Below are 16484 nucleotides of genomic sequence, written 5' to 3'. Positions count from 1 at the left end.
CGATAATTCACGGAGTATCGACATCGTGACCGGGTGCCCTTTCCCGGCCTTAATGATTGTCGTACAAGTATCACTTTCATCAAAAATTACCGTTGTTCCATTAGGCTAACGGCCAGATTCGCCAGCCTGCTGAAAATTCGTTATTATCCACATCCACTCTCTATCCGGCAGCCTGATGTCTACGATTTTCGATACTTTTATTGCCCCACCGTGCCATGACGAGATAGAGATCCTCTATCAGGACGATCACCTGGTGCTTATCAATAAGCCCGCCGGGCTGCTCAGTCTCTCGGGGAAGAATCCGCAAAATCTCGATTCGGTACATTATCGGCTGGTAAAAATATTCCCCGGCTGCACCCTGATTCACCGCCTTGATTTCGGTACTTCCGGGCTGATGGTGGTTGCACGCAATAAGACTATCAACGCCGCCCTCTGCCAGCAATTCAGCCAGCGCACCGTGACCAAAGTTTACAGCGCACTGCTCTGCGGACACCTGAACGACAACAACGGGGTGATAGACGCTGCGATTGCCAAAGACCCGGCGCTGTTCCCACTGATGTCGATTTGCTCAATCCACGGCAAGCCTGCTCGCTCCCGCTATCGTGTTGTTGAGCGCTTGTATCACGAGTTGGAAGACGGGACGTTACTGCCTTTGACGCGTGTAGAGCTAACCCCGGAGACCGGGCGCACCCATCAATTGCGTATTCACTGCCAGCAGTTGGGACACCCTATTTTGGGCTGTGATCTGTATGGCGGTCTCCTGATACCTGGCACCGAACGGACACCGCGGCTGATGCTGCATGCCAGCGAGCTGCATTTTGTTCATCCTATTGGTGAAGAGTTAATCAAAGCCAGTAATGCCTGCCCGTTCTGAAAGTGAAGGTATCTGTCAGAGTGTCGTGACCTGCACCCCGTTGATTAACTCGACGTAGTGCTTGCAAAGTCCGATGCTGGCATTGTCCTGTCCACTGGGCGGAATCGTGTCGGTTAAGAGCGAACAGCGGACGTTGCACTAACGGTTCATTGATTCCCTAAAAAAATTTAGAGTGATGCCAAAGTTCCGACTAAACTATGGTTATTCAACGCATTGTAAACGCTAGTAAATGATGACTCAATTTGTTTAAAATTGAGTCATCAATAATAGCCACTTACATAGGGAAGAAACCTTTTCTACCATTCGAACCAGCGACCCCAACGAATTCAGTGTATTTTAATTTTCTCTTTTGTAAGGGGGATGGCTCTTCATTTTCCAATATGATAATCTGACCTAATGTTCTTTTATTTCCCAGCCACGAATAGAAACTTTCTTTGACGCTTTCATCCAGAAGTTCTTCGTCATTATCGCTAGATGAATGCTTTGGATCTTTATATGTAACAACAGGTGAGTCAATAACCAGAAATCCCGAATGAGGATAACCATTTTTAATTGCTCGCTCCATAAGACATATCATGAAGGCAGTTAAGAATATACCTCTCTTTCCCTTGCCGAACGATACACGTTGGCGATGATTTATGACAATATCGGAGAGTTTATCATCGAAAGAAATAGTGTCCACTCCTGGCACCTGCCATTCAGACAATAAACTAAATATATCCTGACACAGAGAAGTACTACTTGCTGATAAATCCCGGACTATTTTATGCTTGGTTTTTTTTGTTTTCTTCGTCACTTCAGCAAGGCGCACATCCAAACTATCTATTTTTTCCAGAGTTTTAATAAACGAACTGAGTTCAGTTTTTCTTTCAGACAAAAGGTCAAACCCGAAATTGTCAATAGGTTCTACTGGTTTCATTAGGTTTTTTTTCTTCTCTAGAATATCTTTAACCATTTCTATTAAGATGGATTTTTCATTAACTAAAACATTCAATTCATCCTGAATTCCTCGAACAGCATCTAGAAGACCTGATTTAAGGCTCATGATTTTATTTATTTCAGACTCAGATGCCAAACAAAAAATTGAAAAATCGACATTATTGTTAGCGTGATTAACTTGCCTTTCTAATGGCGTTGAGCATAATGGACAAGGTTTCATTTCAAACTCGGGTACAATCTCGGCTGCTTTCTTTAACACCTCTAATCTGGATATGTCATTCGAATATTTTTTATCTAAAATATGAAAGCGGGATAATGATTCACTAAATGCAATTATTTCATTATCTATTCTATTTTTTTCTTTCTCTAGAAAAAGCTCCTGTGTTCTAATCTCAATTAACTCAACACCTAAATCATTGACAACTCCATTGACTCTCTTAATCTCAGAGTCAATTTTTTTTAACGAGTCTTCTAATTCGCTTTTAATCAAATTCTCAGGTATTTCATTTTTGAGAGTGTTAATCTGTTCTTCGATAGCAGTCGCGTGACCTTTTGCTTTATTTATTTCATCCATTGATAATGGTAAAATCATTTCTGAATCATCATTGCCGGATAGAACCAATGCCATACTTGCCGAATTTCTAGTCGTTACGTTTGAGTCTGAACCAATGAAAGCAACATTGTCCAATGTCCTTATCTCATCAAAAATTGAGAGAAAACGTATATCTCCGGCAGTAAAGTTACCCTTAACACCACGCTTAGTTAAAATTAACTTGCCAGCAGCATTACTCCATTTAACTAATAATGACGTAAAATCCTCTTTCAATTTACCATTTTCTGAATTCGGCAGGGTATCAACAAATCCATGATATACACTTTGTTCATTACTATCTAAACCTCTGAATATAGTGAAGTCTTGTTTATCATTTACTTTGATTTGCAATGAAATAATTGTATAACCTTCAGAAAAACCAATATCTTTTGGCTTATCTCTCCCTCCTAGACAATAACGAAAACACTCTACAATATACGACTTCCCTGTGTCAGTTGGCCCATATATTAAATGAGATTCGCCATTGAATAAAATAATGCCTTTTTCTTTATTTGCTCCAGAAACTGTGAGTTTGAATATTTTAATTGTCATAGTAGTTTCCTTTCAACTTCTAAAGAGGAGAATTCAGCCCCCCAAGTTAAACTCTTCTTATCGAATAGAGATAAGAGTTCATTAATGCCAAAATCTCCAAAATTTCTCGCCACCCATTCACACGATATGAGCAACTGTGATGCATAAGTGCCACCAATTAATCCCACTAGTGCAGGCCCATTTTCACCGGCAGAATAATAAATTCCGGTAGGGTCATAAGTAACATCAATAAAAGACCTTGCTGACATTAAATGAAGCCCACGCTCAATTACATCCCTTTTTGATATATGCTCACCGCCTCGCATTGGGACAGGAGTATGCAAGCTTGTTGGGCCACCTAAATCCTCAGAGTATACAGCCGCATATTCAAGATAAACTAATTTTTGTAAATCAACCTTTCTTGGGTAGAGTGAAAGCAGTAGGTACACCATTCGAACACCCATTTCAAATGGCGAATTAAAAATATTATTCATTCTCATCTTCCTCGACCCAATTTAACTTTCCATTGTTAGCTAGGTGATGACACGTGCCCTGAAGATCTCCGGCTTGTAACCGCATATGAAGAGGATTAGAAGTTACCTGAAGAGCATTGGCTACCTTTTGAACCTCTGTTATTTTATCAACACCATGAACATAAGGCAGCGATTCCACCGAACCTATTCCTGTATTTACTTGATCTAAAAGCTCATCAAAAGCCCCTGGGATCTTATCTCGGCTAAATCTATTTAGACCTTCAGCGGAATAAAAAATAATTCTTTGGTGCGCAAAATGCTTGCTATAATTTTTTGGTATTTGTTCGATCGAAAATATTTTTATTTGTTGCACACTCCCGTATGCTTTACATAATTTTTTTATATAGTTTTGCTCTTGAGTGCCAGGCTCAATAGGCACTTTCGGGTTATCTCCTCTCGGACCTAAGATACCAAACATCTCCCAATGCTTATCGGTTCTAGAATGTATATCAATCAGTTCACTTGGGGTTTTTATTTTTATAATTTCAAAGGGGAAGTTCTCTATGAAAGATTCTAACTCAGGACTTAAGTCTTTTTTAAATGTTTTAAAGTCTCCTTTTTTATTCTTCCACTCTTTTAATATCCAAGCCTTCAATGTTTCAGTATTTAATGAACTAGGATTAGTAACTAAATCGTAGAGCTTAGGGCCTATTCTTAGTGCACAAATAAAATAATTCCTTGGCTGTGAATATTGATTTGAAAAAACATAAAACAAAAATTTTGCCAAATCAGGAGCAAAAGCGCTTGGTGATAATGTATCTTCGTAATGTTTGGCCTGATAAAGATCCCAAGAACAGCATTCAGTTTTTTCTTGTGTGTTACCACAAACATCACGGCCCTTATCTCCAGCACCACCAATACGATGTACCTGTACATACTCCCCTTCTTTAGCAAGTTGGTAAACCGATTGAAGGATAAAATTCTCCCAATCATCCTCATTCATCAGTAACAATCTTTGCTCTGGAGTTGGAAGCGCTGGCCCTCTATGATAAGTAATGCTCATAATTATCCTTCTTCAACTGCTAATGCTCTGTTTTGTATGTTCTTTATCCCACACAGGGATAATGACCTCAAAAAACAACACTCATATCCGCTAACTTTTGATATTATTAGGTTATTTTCTACATTTGGTCAACTAATCCAACATTCCATACCTTTAGAAAAAGATACCTAGACAACTATTGTTAGTGAAGAACAGTGTTAGCAATGTCCGCTTCTGGCACTGAGCGGACGGTCAGATCTTATACGAACCAATGGAAAAAGTGTCAGATTAAGTATAAAACGCCCTGCTTCTTCCTAGGATCACAGCGGGTAAACACAGGCTAATCGAGATCCTGGCCAACCATCATTCTGTGCCCCTCGGGAGTCACTACGGTAAATTCACGCATGCCATGCGGTTTATCAACAGGGGGAGCCAGTATGATCGCCCCTTTGCTTACAAACTCTTCATAAAGTTTCTGGGCATCATCGACATACAGATAAGCAAAATAGTTGTGATCGCCGGTTTCCGCAGGTGACATAGCATCCGGCGAATGACCTAACATGATACGCACGCATCCCCTGATGGCTAGTTGCCAGCCCATCCCCTCCGGCCATGCCAAGTCAAATCCCAGGACATCGCTAAAATAAGCAGAGCTTGTTTTGAGATCGCGAACTGCAATCACAAACGAACTGGACTGAAAGCTGGCAGCAGGTTTAGTCATCATGTAGTTCCACTTCAAGATTTTGTAGACCAGAGCGTAGCACAGGTTAGAGGATCTGCTTTGCCTGACTAGGCTAGGAATCACCCTCCCCACTCTGGTACATTTGATGCCTTCACGCGGGGTACTTTTCTACCAAACAACAGGATTCAGAATGTCAGAGAGTAAGCAAATTCATATAGCTGCGGCCGTCATAACCGATCGGGCTGGCCGGATCCTTCTGGTCAGAAAACGCAACACGGAGTGGTTTATGCAACCGGGTGGAAAAATTGAATCCGGCGAGCGGCCAGAGGTGGCACTTGCGCGTGAACTGGAAGAGGAACTGAATGCCTCCTTCAATCCTGATGAGATGATCCCACTAGGTCGCTTTACGGATCTCGCAGCAAACGAGCCTGGGCACATGCTGATTGCTGATATGTTCAGAGTCAGCACAGAAGAGACCCACTTTCTGCCCGCTGCAGAAATCGAAGAAGTGATATGGTTTGAACCTTCTAGCAACCAGCAGGTGCAACTGGCCCCGCTAACCAAAAATCATATTCTTTCTATGCTGGAACGTTAACGGGTCATTGGTAGTATCGCCCCCTTCACCATAACAACACATTAGAAAAGGATAATTTCTTGCATTCGATTACCCTGCCATTCTCCACTGAGCGCCTGCGGCTACGCCGTTTTACCCCTGACGATCTCCACGCCTATGCGGCTTACCATCGCCTGCCTGAAGTCTACCGCTACTTGTATGCTCCACCGCCAGAGCAGGCGCAAATGGAAAAGCGGTTGGCAAAGGCAATAGCCTCTCGTTTTAGTGAAGATGGTGACACTTTTTATTGTGCCGTCACATTGAAAGATAGCGGCGAGCTCATTGGTGAAGTGTTACTGAAGCTGGCCAGCAGCGCTGCGCTGCAAGGAGAAATCGGTTATATCTTTAACCCGGTTTATGCGGGTAAAGGCTTTGCGGCAGAAGCGGTACGTTCGGTGCTGGAACGCGGCTTCACCGAAGTGGGTTTCCACCGCATTTTTGCCCGACTTGATGCAGCCAATCGCGGCTCTATCGGTGTGGTAGAACGCTTGGGTATGCGCAAAGAAGCACATTTACGACAGAACGATCGCTTTGATGGTCAATGGGGCGATGAACTGATTTATGCGTTACTGAATCAGGAATGGTTGAGGAAATAAATTGTAGAAATACCCTAACTCTCTACAACGCGGAACATCAAGTTGTGTCAGTCAACTTGATGTTTCTAATAAATATAGAGCCTTTCGAAGCTATTATGATATAGGCCTTGCCTTCCTTTTAAATAACTGCAGTAATCCTTTAACTGTCACATCTAGTTGACTACCCTCATCATATATGGCTGGCACCACATAATTGGCTCTCTCTTCAGCTATCAATTTTTCTACCTTTTCTTGTGTAGCGGCACTCTTCCACTTTTTCTGATCGAATACTGCTAAGGAGAAACCACCTTGGTATCTGACCATTTTCATAGATGGAATATCCGTATCACCGTCGCCGAAAAATATCATGTTCTGAAAAGGAATCTCGCGTAATTCTGGTTCTATAAACTTATTTACAGCAGCATTATCCCACGAGTTATCTATTCCCTTGTTTATCCTGAACAAAAACTGAGTTTTTGTCGTGTAATTTATTGCTTGCGCTGCCCATATCGCTTTTTTGCCGTCGGGAGAGTAATGATATTTGCAAGCGTAAATTTTACGAAATTTATCTCCAATAACTGTTCCTCTAATCATTGCATCCAATCCGCTGGAGATTATATAATGATTAAGTTCCAATCCATGTTGTTTTGCATACTTATTGATTCTATCGAACCACAGATCCACTCCAGAGAATAAAGGTATGGCCCCTCCATGCTTGATTAAGTTGCTTTCACTCAATTCATCAGAATTGAGTGCGTTTGCTTTTTCGGCCAGCAACCCTAGATAAGAGAGAATCTCATCACCATCATCACTCTTGGCGCGTTGTTTAACTTCGTCCCAGAAGTCGGCCATGTTAATATTTAGTGCGGGCATAAGCCCATGTTGTGCACAATCACCTTCAGCTAAGGTTCCATCAAAATCATAAACTAAAGCACACTTCATTTACTGTCCTTAAATGAATTTCTATGCAGAATTAATATCTAAACTTATTGGTGGAAATTAGTTAAAACTATAAGTTAACATGTTGTGGTATTAATTCTTAGCTAAGGAAATTTTGCACCGTCAGTAATGAGTTATCGATATTAGCAATCCGCTCGTAATCTTCTATCGTGGCAACAAACACATTATATGAATCTGTCCCAGTATTAAGATTGGCGATCTCAAAACCCTGCTCATTTAGCGCCTGCTGAACTCTCTCAAAGATCTCATCAAGATAACGGTCTCCCTCTTCACAGGCTTTCTCTATTTCGTCATATTTTGTCGAGTGTAAAAGCTGAGCTTCCAATGCTGCCGCTAAATCCTCATTCTTTGTTAACGATCTAACTCGCTTAGCTGCAAACCGTGCTAGTTGCCCTTCTTCGTCTTCACACTTCCAATCAACATATGCTGTGAGGTCTTCCCCTGAGAGAACACGGAGGAAAATTTCCATCAGGTTGCCATTTCTTAGCTCGCCGCCCTCATCTTCGATGATTTCAAAAATGCCATATGTATCAACCTCCTCATTTTCAAAACCAGCAGGATCCTCGCTGATCTTGGCTAATAAGTCAGGCCACAAAGAATACTTGTCTTTAAGTATGACCAGTGCCAGTTCATTAAGGAACTCAGCTTCTTCCTCATCCCATACGACGTTATACTCTATATCTTCGTCCATAATGCCTTCTCCATTGGTGTTACAAAAATCGAGTTTTTTGCTCTATTATTGGTCAAAAAGGTTACGCATTCGCCATAACCGTGGCGCATACCTCTCATCGCGCACGCTACCGCCCTCAGATCCCAGCACCCTGCATGCGGCTTCCAATCCAGCAATGTTACTAATATTTCAAGATTGCCATTAACGCATGGAAAATCAAGCATCAAGATTGAAAACAATGAGCTATCACAAATTTATAGTTTACGAAGGTTTTACAATCGCTCGATTCGTACATGATGCTTGGCCCGAAAACGAGTCCCTTCCCAGCCGCCCGCTAGCCGGGGAAATCTTAAAACAGCCTGAGGTATCCCAACTGCCGTGGATTTTGGTGGTTGCGCTAGATATCATCCCCCACTCGTCCCAAACCACCGCAACTTGCGGGGCACGTTATAAGGAAGATAACGAATGAATGATGAAGTCTTCTGGCAACTCATTGATCAGGCCAGAACAGCAATGATTGAAGATCTAGCAGAGAATATGCAGGCGCTGGATAGCGCACTGCGTCAGCTTTCGCCAGAAGAGCTCATTGCATTTAAAAAGCGCTTTACGGAACTGCATAATCAAGCCTACAGATGGGATTTATGGGCTGCGGCCTACATCATGGGTGGCGGATGCTCTGATGATGGGTTTATGGATTTCAGAGACTGGTTGATCTCGCGTGGCCAAAGCCGCACTGATACATCCTGACTCACTGGCCGATATTGTGGATGGCGAAGAGGAAGGACAACATGAAGGTTACTCGTACCTGGTAGGCCGAATCATTGAAGAGCTCCATCCTGAATACGAAGAAGCGTTATTTGAACAAACCTCTTATAAAACCATTAAGTTTCCGAGTGAACCATCCGGTGCTGCCTGGGAAGATGATGAGGATACACTGGCAAAACTTTGCCCACGCTTGTTTGCAATGTACTGGTAATCTTAATAACCTATTGATTATTCTGACGGGCGCAGCATGCAGCGCCCCTACGCTGTGATTCCGATGAGGGTTTATTTCTTCGCCAACCAAGGAGAAGTCGTGCTCCAGAAAATGATATCTGCACCGAGATAGTCTTCTGCGAATTGTACAAACTCATCCTTGCTAAATGGCTTACCCGTATTGGGGTTCCTGTAGGTCAAGGTCGGCTCCTGCACAGCCATGGCAACGAGTGCCAGCTTATTTTTGTATTGGTTGAAGAACGGATATGAGTTCTTCATTTGCGCCTTACGGTTGGGAACAATATCTGGACCGCCAAGTCCAATATTGTTGGCACTTGCGAACTCAAACAGTCGCCCCATGTAATTGTGGTCGTTGTTCCATTCGCACGGCCAGAAATTTACATATTGCACCACATGTGACTTGGTGAATACCTTGCGCGCAAAGGTGAGATTTTCCATTTCGCCTGCGAAATAATTATCGCAGGTAAATCCCTTGGGTGGCTTTTTCTCGTCAAGATCAATGGCTGTTTCGGGTAAGTTCACACCATAGACTCTGCCATCGAAACGCTCCGCAAGCGCTGCCAATAGAGCCTGATAACGTTGGCGTACAGCGGGATCCCACTGCTGTGCCACCCAACCCGAGCCAATCGGTTTTCCTTCGCCAGGATTATCAAACTGTGGCGATATCCCACCGCCGTACCTGGCATCATTCATCAGATAATCAGGAACGTATCGGGCATTCTGTTCGAAAAACCGATCCTGGATCTGAAAGAAGAGTTTTTTCTTTGCCCCTTTAAGACGAGCCAGATCCTGCTCAATCTGCGAAAAGTTGTATTTGTCCTTCTCGGGTTCGAGTGAGCGCCAATTGTAAACGATCTGCGCACCGCCAATGTCGCTACGCTCCATAATGGCTGACGCCGCTTCGAGATCGCCGGAGCTGGTATAGACAAAGTTTTCTGGCATTTTAGCTAATACGGGCAGTGTCACAGTAAGCAATGTTATTGCGACAGCGAGCCTAATGCGTATGGTCACAAGGTTATCCCTTTTTGATGGTTCGGTTTGCTGTGTGATGCCTAGTTCTTGGCACAGAGCACCGATGATAAGTTTGCATACCGATAGCCTATCACTGAAAACGACCTGAAACGCCATTAGTTAATGGTTTGGCTGCTCTCTAGCTCGCCAGAGGGACAGGTATCATCCACCACGATCAGCTAGCGTTAATCTTCACCGGTATGCTGGCTATCAAAACGAAATTTCCGCTCCAGACGCGTGCATTGATTTTCATCATCATTGTACTGCTGCGTCATTCCGTCACTGCTCTCATAAGGCGGATGGGCGCCCTTATGCTAACAGGGCGCTTAAAGAAGAGTTAAACTCTCGGCGGTAAGGTGCAAGTAAAAATTACCAGCGAACCCGCACCCCGATATTTCCGCCAACCCCGTAATTGTCCTGAGGTTTATGTGGGCTGGCCTGAACACCAACGTTGCCATAAACCTCATAGCGTCCATCAGACCAGTCCAACGTTCCGCCGGTGCTGAGAGCAATTTGCGTACGAGCGTCCCGTGAACTGAACTGAACATCGGCCACGTTTACCGCCGTACCTTTCGCCAATTCCTGGTAAACGTCCACGTTCACGTGCAGATTCGTGCGTGTTTTCGTGCCGTCCTGCGTTTGCGATTCGCTGCGTTTATCACCACGGATACCGGCGCGTGCCAGCAAACTTTCACCCTCATTGAGCGACACTTTTGTCCCGAATTTATCTTCAAAACTGTCAAAGTTAACCCGTGACCAGACGATCTGCGCTTGCGGCGTCAGTGAATATCCGTTACCAGCATCCAGACGCCAGCCGGTTTCCAGCGAGCCTGCATAGCCCTTCCCTTTGTTGCCGGAGGCCAGGGATTCACTGAGCGTATCGGAATGCAGACTGCTGTCGAAGTACATGGCGTGTGCCTGGCTGTCGATATAAAAACCATTGTCGCCATACCAGGTTAACGTCAGCCCTGGACCGTAGCCCGTGGTATTAATGTCACCGTTGCCGGAGTACGCATTGATATTGGCATTCGCTTTACCGTAACGGAAATTAATACCGCCGGTCAGCAGACCGCTATTGTTTTCCAGTAGCGCGCCGTCAACGCCGGTCTGTAACGTCCAGGTATTCATTTTGCGCTGTGCACTAGTTGTCGAGGCCACCGGCTGGTTTTTGCTGTAATTACCTTCCATGCGTCCCCAAGCACCGGTTCTGGTGTCAGCGCCGATATCGCTGATTCGCTCGTGTAATGTTGGCAGGCGGTTCAGTTCGGCAAGGATCTGCGGATATTGCTCGTAAAGTGCCGCGCCGGGATGATAACGCTTTGGCGCGTTTTCATCTGGCGTTTGCGGAATGACTGGGACACCCGGTGTTGGTGTACCTGGTTCAGGTGTTTCCGGCGTCGGCACGACTGGCGGTGTCACTTCCGGCGTTTGCGGAATGACTGGGACACTCGGCGTTGGCGTGCCTGGTTCAGGCGTTTCCGGGGTCGGTACGACCGGTGGCTTCGTTTCCGGAGTTTGCGGAATGACTGGGACACCCGGCGTTGGTGTACCTGGTTCAGGTGTTTCCGGCGTCGGCACGATTGGCGGTGTCACTTCCGGCGTTTGCGGAATGACTGGGACACTCGGTGTTGGTGTACCTGGTTCAGGCGTTTCCGGGGTCGGCACGACCGGTGGCGTCGTTTCCGGCGTTTGAGGATTGGTCAGATCGGAGGTTAGATACCACCAACGCCCTTCGCCAAACTTTATGGAACGCAATGCATAGGCGTAAGCGCCGCTGATCACTGCCTGCTCGCCTTCGCGCGTCATGTAATCACCACTCAGCGTAAACGCGTTACCGTCGGAGAGCTGCGCTGCGTAAATCAGCGGGATGCCGTTTTGGGTCAACGCACCTTCCCCGTTAAGATTAACCACTTTGACTTGGGTATCGCCTGTTGCGCTGCCGGTGATCACTAAGCGGTCGGTGGGGGAATTGTCATCACCCAACACGCTTTCCATCAGCAGCGTTCCTCCGTTGCCATGGTAATTACCGTCAACCGTCAGCGTGCCGATGGAGTTACCCGGCGCAATCGTACCGCCGTTGGTGGTGTTGCCCACGCGCCCTGTTCCCTCAAGCATGCCGCCCTCAAGCAGCATGACGTCGGCACCAGACATATTGCCGTTAACGTTCAGAATGCCGTTATCCCTCGCCTGCAAAGTGCCGGTGAAGTCGCCGTGGTCGCTGTTGAAAATCGTTCTGCCGTTTAAAGAGTCGATAAGGAAATTACCGACCAGACCGGTGCCGGAGCCCGCAGCGTTATCCGCTCCCCCGTTAAGCGTGCTGTCGAGCACATAATCTGAAGCGTTATGGTTAAGAATAATGCTGCCAGTTCCCTGACCTACGGCAATACTTTGCCCTACCAGCGCACCAGGAGCAGCCGAAGCATCTCCACCCACATTAAAAATGCCATTGGCCCCTGCATTCAGCCCCAGAGTCATATTCGTTGTATTGACCGTGCCTCCATTAGCAACGATTAAAGTGCCTGTGCCACTTGAACCGACCACCAGGCCATTTAAAGCGTTCCAGGTAGAGCCAGAGCCGGTGACTTCAGCAGTGCCGGATGCTGACGAGTTAAGCCCTATAATCCCTGTTGATATATTCGTGACCAGCCCACCTTCGCGAATAAGCAGGCTACCGTTACCAGTATGCCCGACGTAGAGGAAGCTGCTGTTATTCCACTGCGAGTCATTGCCTGTCACTACCACGCGGCCATCTGAGCCAGCAGCCTGTCCAATGAATCCGCTGAAATTATTCAACACACCGCCAGCCCCGTCGCTGACACCAATATTTAATGTGCCGTTAATGAGTAAATTCAACGCATTCTCGGGTGAATCCTGATTACCTGACAGAGTAACTGTTTCTCCTTCGCTAATATTATCAAAGGCCAGAGCATTTAATGACAGCGGAATAATAAATGGAAGGAGCATTTTTTTACTAGACATGATGTTTTCTCTAAAAAAAGACTTTGCTTCCACTCATGCTGTAAATTTGAGCTCAGAAGCCATAATAATGATAAGGTGCCTGGTGGTGGTTATATATAAATAATACATAGGGTCATTGTTTGACGGGTTGGATTATAATGAAACTGAGATTTTTCGCGTGCTACTTTTTTATGGTTTGTGATACCAAAAACTCATCACCCGTCAAAATATATTTAAAAACAACAACATAAAAAACCACCGATTTGTGTTGGGCGAAAAAATAATTTTTCCACCTATTGGGTGCCAATGCACTGCATGTAATAATTCACTTGGTTGAACATTGCCGTCATTTGTTGTTAACAGTTCATGTTATGGCGTTGGTATTATCCAAATCACTGTCACCGTTACTCATCAGGTAAACTGGTGAGTAATTTGAATTTGCATCATAAATAATCATCACGTGCATAGGGTGATCAGACTGTTTTTAAAAAATTATTTGACAGTTATCAAACATCTACTGCTACAATCAAGAGGATTGTTAATTGTTTTTATTCCACCTTTCATTCTCACCATTGAGTTGTAAGTGTTTGTATTTCTAAATTAATAAGAGAAGGTCGAACATGCGTGAGTTGCCGAAGATCCATCAGCTTAAAAACCTGCGGGCAATAATCCAATATGGTGGTATCAGGGCCGCCTCATTAGCCATGCATCAGACACAACCCGCAATGACACGAAGTATTCAGGAATTAGAAAAGATATTAGGTGTTTCACTGTTGCTGAGGGGGGTACGCGGTGCTGTGTTAACGGAGATGGGCAGAACGTTTGAACCCAGAATGAATCTGGTGCTTAACGAACTCGAGCGGGCACTTGACGAGTTAGAGCAAATCAAAACGGCATCTCAAGGGACGGTAGCTTTTGGCTGTTCTCACCTACTGGCGTTCGGTGTCGTCCCCAAGGTGATAAAAAACTTCCAGCAGCGCAACAACACTGCCCGTATCACCGTGTTTGAAGGGCAGCTTTCCGAGCTATTGGCCTCTTTACGTCTGGGACGTCTGGATTTTTTTATTGGTGTCATAACGCAGGATATCTTGCTGCACGAGTTTGTAGAGGAACATCTGGGTACAGCCCAATTCTGTGTTTTTGCCCGTAAGGGGCATCCGTTAGGTAACAGCACTTCGCTAAGAGAGCTGCGGGGGGCAAGCTGGCACCTTCCTGTGGCAACTGCAGGTTACTTTAGCGAGATGGAACAGCTGATCTTCCCTTATGGGAGGGAGGCGAGTTGTTCGGTCATTTGGGGAGATTCGACCACCATTGCGGAACAGCTGATTCTAAACGAGGACTATTTGTCTATTGGGCCGAAGACCATGACGATGATCCCTTACCTAAGGGACAGGGTTCAAATCATCCCCGTTGAAGAAAAAATGCCGAGCGGTAGCTATAGTCTGATTTATCGACAACATCAGACATTGTCCCCTTTAGCGAAGCAGCTCGTTAAAGACATTTGTGCTGCCTATTCGGAACTGCCCTAGTACTCAAATGAAATTTTACCCTTTAAAAAGTGCTGAATTTCGCCTCCCTGCAGCTCTTGGGAGTTAGGGGGAATGCCAGTCCCCCGTCTATTCACCACATCCCCGATCGGATAGTATTTCCCCATCGAAGGAATAATCAAAAGCAGCGCTCCATGGACATCTCAGACTTAAACCAAGCCCGCAGTAACACCGTCAGTAAACTCCTCAATGCGCCAGATTTTGCGGCCCTGCTGATTGAACACGGTTGGGCGGCGTTCCCGGATCGTTTTTTAAAAGCCGTCGCTAATGCGCAAGATACCGCCACTCAGGTTTTGCTCGATGTGCTGCCCGCATTGTCTCTGGATGTGAAAACTCAGGTGGCCCAGCAAAGCAAGCAGCCATTTATTGTCCCCTGCATGATCTGGCCAGAATTGGTCTGGCGTTGGCAGCCGTGGCAGTATGCCAGCGAAGCATTGGCGTGGGAGGCGTTGGGTTCACATTATCCAACACTGGTTGAGGGGCTTGCCAGCCGACCAATGGCCTCAAGATCAGACCATGAACGTGCTGCGGACAAAGTTTACTCAGAATATTTTCTAGACCCCGTTGGCCCCATTCTTGATAAGTTGGCTGCCAACCCGGCATGGCCAGCGTGCTGGGCAAATATTGCTATCCATCATCCGGATGAAACCGTGCGTGAAAGTATGATTTTCCGGCTGGTTAATCCCTCTCAAGCCCTGTTGCAGTCACTGACCAAAGATCCTTCTCATTTAGTTAGGTGCCGGCTGGTTTCTCGCTATCATGAAGATGAAGCGTTGATGATGGAGCTGCTGGACGACGCCAATGTCTGGGTTAGAGGTGAGCTGGCGGAACGCGCCATTTCCAGCCATATATTGACCCAGCTTAGCCAATCGATGGATCTGTTTGTCCTGAGCAGGCTGGCTCATAACCGGCAGTTTTTCCTTAATCCAAATCCGAGCACAGACGCCCGGCTCGTATGGCAAAAGCTAGCGCAGCATCCCTACGTGTTTACCGAGCAGTGCTTTGCCGGTATGGCAGCACTGGAGGAAGATAACATCATAGATTGGCCAATCTTTTCTCGTTGGGTGGAACAACTCGCGGTCAGGTGTCCTCAAGTGCGTGATAAAACGCCGCCGTTCCGCACCTTTGGCTGTTCTGAATTTCCGGCTTCTGAAACCAATTTGTACGACACTGCCAGCAGCCTGTTTCAGTTTAACCGTTCGCTGGCACTCAACCCTTTGACCCCGGTAGCGATCCTCAATTTATTCAGCCAGTGCCCGTTTGAGGCGTTGAGGCAAGAGGTTGCCCAGAATCCAGCCTTGCCTGCATCCTAATTCGCCTGATGAAATCTTGGCTCTGATGCTGGCGGACAAGGATGAAAAAGTGGTGAAATTCGCCGAAGAAGCGCAAGTAGCAAGACTGCTGACAACTCCCAACAGGCTCAAAAAGTAGGGGCGCTGCAAGCTGCGCCCGCTTAGCAAATTAAGGATATAGAATGTCGAAGTTAATTTATTATGTTGCAGCATCTATGGATGGCTACATTGCCACCCAGGATCATGGGCTTGACTGGCTGACTAATTTTATTTTAGGCGATGATGCTACACCCTATGATGACTTCTACCAGAGTATTGGCGCGGTGATTATGGGAGGCAAAACCTACAGCTGGATAATGGAAAATGCCCATGGTGACTGGCCTTATAAAGAGGTTCCGGCGTTCATTTTGACAAGTCAGGATCTGGTAATACCGCAAGGCACAGGCATAAGTAAAGTTTGTGGCAATGCTAATGATATTGCCAGGCATGCAAAACTGGCGGCAAAAGGTAAGGATGTTTGGGTCGTTGGAGGGGGTAAGTCCGCTGCATTTTTCGCCGATGCTGGTGAATTGGACCAATTACATATCACAACCATTCCTGTATTTCTGGGTGAAGGGATCAAGATCCTACCCGTCAACCGTAGTGTGGTTGTGACGCCAGTGACGAGCCGGTTTTTACAAAGCGGTGCGTTAGAAAGCGTGTTAACTATAAGAAAGTAGTGCCGATTAG

At 45.7% G+C, this 16484-nt stretch carries 16 protein-coding genes; 8 read left to right on the top strand and 8 right to left on the bottom strand.

Going from position 1 to position 16484, the window contains the following annotated elements; all coding sequences use genetic code 11:
* Window positions 1-175 precede the first annotated feature (175 nt).
* A complete protein-coding gene (locus ACX9GU_RS13920; protein ID WP_473191919.1) occupies window positions 176-874 on the top strand; it encodes an RluA family pseudouridine synthase in 699 nt (232 codons plus the stop codon).
* A gap of 274 nt (window positions 875-1148) precedes the next feature.
* Here the strand turns inward: ACX9GU_RS13920 and ACX9GU_RS13915 are convergent, their stop codons facing one another.
* The 4 genes from ACX9GU_RS13915 to ACX9GU_RS13900 form a co-directional block, all read right to left on the bottom strand.
* Entirely contained in the window at window positions 1149-2957 is a 1809-nt protein-coding gene (locus ACX9GU_RS13915; protein WP_473191918.1) for an AAA family ATPase, read from the bottom strand.
* Window positions 2954-3430, bottom strand: a complete 477-nt coding sequence (locus ACX9GU_RS13910) for an ABC-three component system middle component 2 (protein ID WP_473191917.1) — start codon at window positions 3428-3430, stop codon at window positions 2954-2956. The genes ACX9GU_RS13915 and ACX9GU_RS13910 overlap by 4 nt, the downstream gene beginning before the upstream one ends.
* Window positions 3423-4472, bottom strand: a complete 1050-nt coding sequence (locus ACX9GU_RS13905) for an ABC-three component system protein (RefSeq protein ID WP_473191916.1) — start codon at window positions 4470-4472, stop codon at window positions 3423-3425. The genes ACX9GU_RS13910 and ACX9GU_RS13905 overlap by 8 nt, the downstream gene beginning before the upstream one ends.
* Window positions 4473-4791: 319 nt before the next feature.
* A complete protein-coding gene (locus tag ACX9GU_RS13900) occupies window positions 4792-5175 on the bottom strand; it encodes a VOC family protein (protein ID WP_473191915.1) in 384 nt (127 codons plus the stop codon).
* Between the two features lie 148 nt (window positions 5176-5323).
* Here ACX9GU_RS13900 and ACX9GU_RS13895 point away from each other — a divergent pair, with 148 nt between their 5' ends.
* Entirely contained in the window at window positions 5324-5728 is a 405-nt protein-coding gene (locus ACX9GU_RS13895) for an NUDIX hydrolase (protein ID WP_473191914.1), read from the top strand.
* Between the two features lie 59 nt (window positions 5729-5787).
* Window positions 5788-6342 (top strand): GNAT family N-acetyltransferase, encoded by a 555-nt coding sequence (locus ACX9GU_RS13890; protein WP_473191913.1) that lies wholly within the window; start codon window positions 5788-5790, stop codon window positions 6340-6342.
* Window positions 6343-6435: 93 nt separating this feature from the next.
* Here ACX9GU_RS13890 and ACX9GU_RS13885 read toward each other — a convergent pair whose 3' ends face one another.
* Window positions 6436-7263 carry an HAD family hydrolase gene (locus ACX9GU_RS13885; protein WP_473191912.1) on the bottom strand — a complete coding sequence of 276 codons (828 nt, stop codon included), beginning with the start codon at window positions 7261-7263 and terminating at the stop codon, window positions 6436-6438.
* A gap of 97 nt (window positions 7264-7360) precedes the next feature.
* Complete coding sequence (locus tag ACX9GU_RS13880) at window positions 7361-7972, bottom strand: DUF6630 family protein (protein WP_473191911.1); 612 nt, start codon at window positions 7970-7972, stop codon at window positions 7361-7363.
* Between the two features lie 444 nt (window positions 7973-8416).
* Between ACX9GU_RS13880 and ACX9GU_RS13875 the strand changes: the two genes are divergently transcribed.
* Both ACX9GU_RS13875 and ACX9GU_RS13870 read left to right on the top strand, forming a co-directional pair.
* Window positions 8417-8698: a DUF4240 domain-containing protein gene (locus ACX9GU_RS13875; RefSeq protein WP_473191910.1), complete on the top strand. Its 282-nt coding sequence runs from the start codon at window positions 8417-8419 to the stop codon at window positions 8696-8698.
* Window positions 8670-8927 carry a hypothetical protein gene (locus tag ACX9GU_RS13870; protein ID WP_473191909.1) on the top strand — a complete coding sequence of 86 codons (258 nt, stop codon included), beginning with the start codon at window positions 8670-8672 and terminating at the stop codon, window positions 8925-8927. Before ACX9GU_RS13875 ends, ACX9GU_RS13870 begins: the two co-directional genes overlap by 29 nt.
* 71 nt (window positions 8928-8998) lie before the next feature.
* On the opposite strand, the gene ACX9GU_RS13865 is transcribed toward ACX9GU_RS13870, so the two are convergent.
* Complete coding sequence (locus tag ACX9GU_RS13865; RefSeq protein WP_473195180.1) at window positions 8999-9889, bottom strand: hypothetical protein; 891 nt, start codon at window positions 9887-9889, stop codon at window positions 8999-9001.
* A gap of 438 nt (window positions 9890-10327) precedes the next feature.
* Window positions 10328-12937, bottom strand: coding sequence for an autotransporter outer membrane beta-barrel domain-containing protein (locus tag ACX9GU_RS13860; RefSeq protein WP_473191908.1), 2610 nt, complete (start codon window positions 12935-12937; stop codon window positions 10328-10330).
* Window positions 12938-13536: 599 nt separating this feature from the next.
* Here ACX9GU_RS13860 and ACX9GU_RS13855 point away from each other — a divergent pair.
* The 3 genes from ACX9GU_RS13855 (at window position 13537) to ACX9GU_RS13845 (ending at window position 16474) form a co-directional block, all read left to right on the top strand.
* Window positions 13537-14445, top strand: a complete 909-nt coding sequence (locus tag ACX9GU_RS13855) for a LysR substrate-binding domain-containing protein (protein WP_473191907.1) — start codon at window positions 13537-13539, stop codon at window positions 14443-14445.
* Window positions 14446-14597: 152 nt separating this feature from the next.
* The gene (locus tag ACX9GU_RS13850; RefSeq protein ID WP_473191906.1) at window positions 14598-15776 is read left to right on the top strand and encodes a hypothetical protein; all 1179 of its coding nucleotides are present in this window, start codon (window positions 14598-14600) and stop codon (window positions 15774-15776) included.
* Between the two features lie 161 nt (window positions 15777-15937).
* Entirely contained in the window at window positions 15938-16474 is a 537-nt protein-coding gene (locus tag ACX9GU_RS13845) for a dihydrofolate reductase family protein (RefSeq protein WP_473191905.1), read from the top strand.
* Window positions 16475-16484 lie beyond the last annotated feature (10 nt).

It is taken from the genome of Serratia sp. K1WW1, from assembly GCF_055790865.1.
The sequence above is the reverse complement of the archived record's forward strand: the minus strand, read 5'-3'. Positions and strand labels throughout refer to the sequence as shown.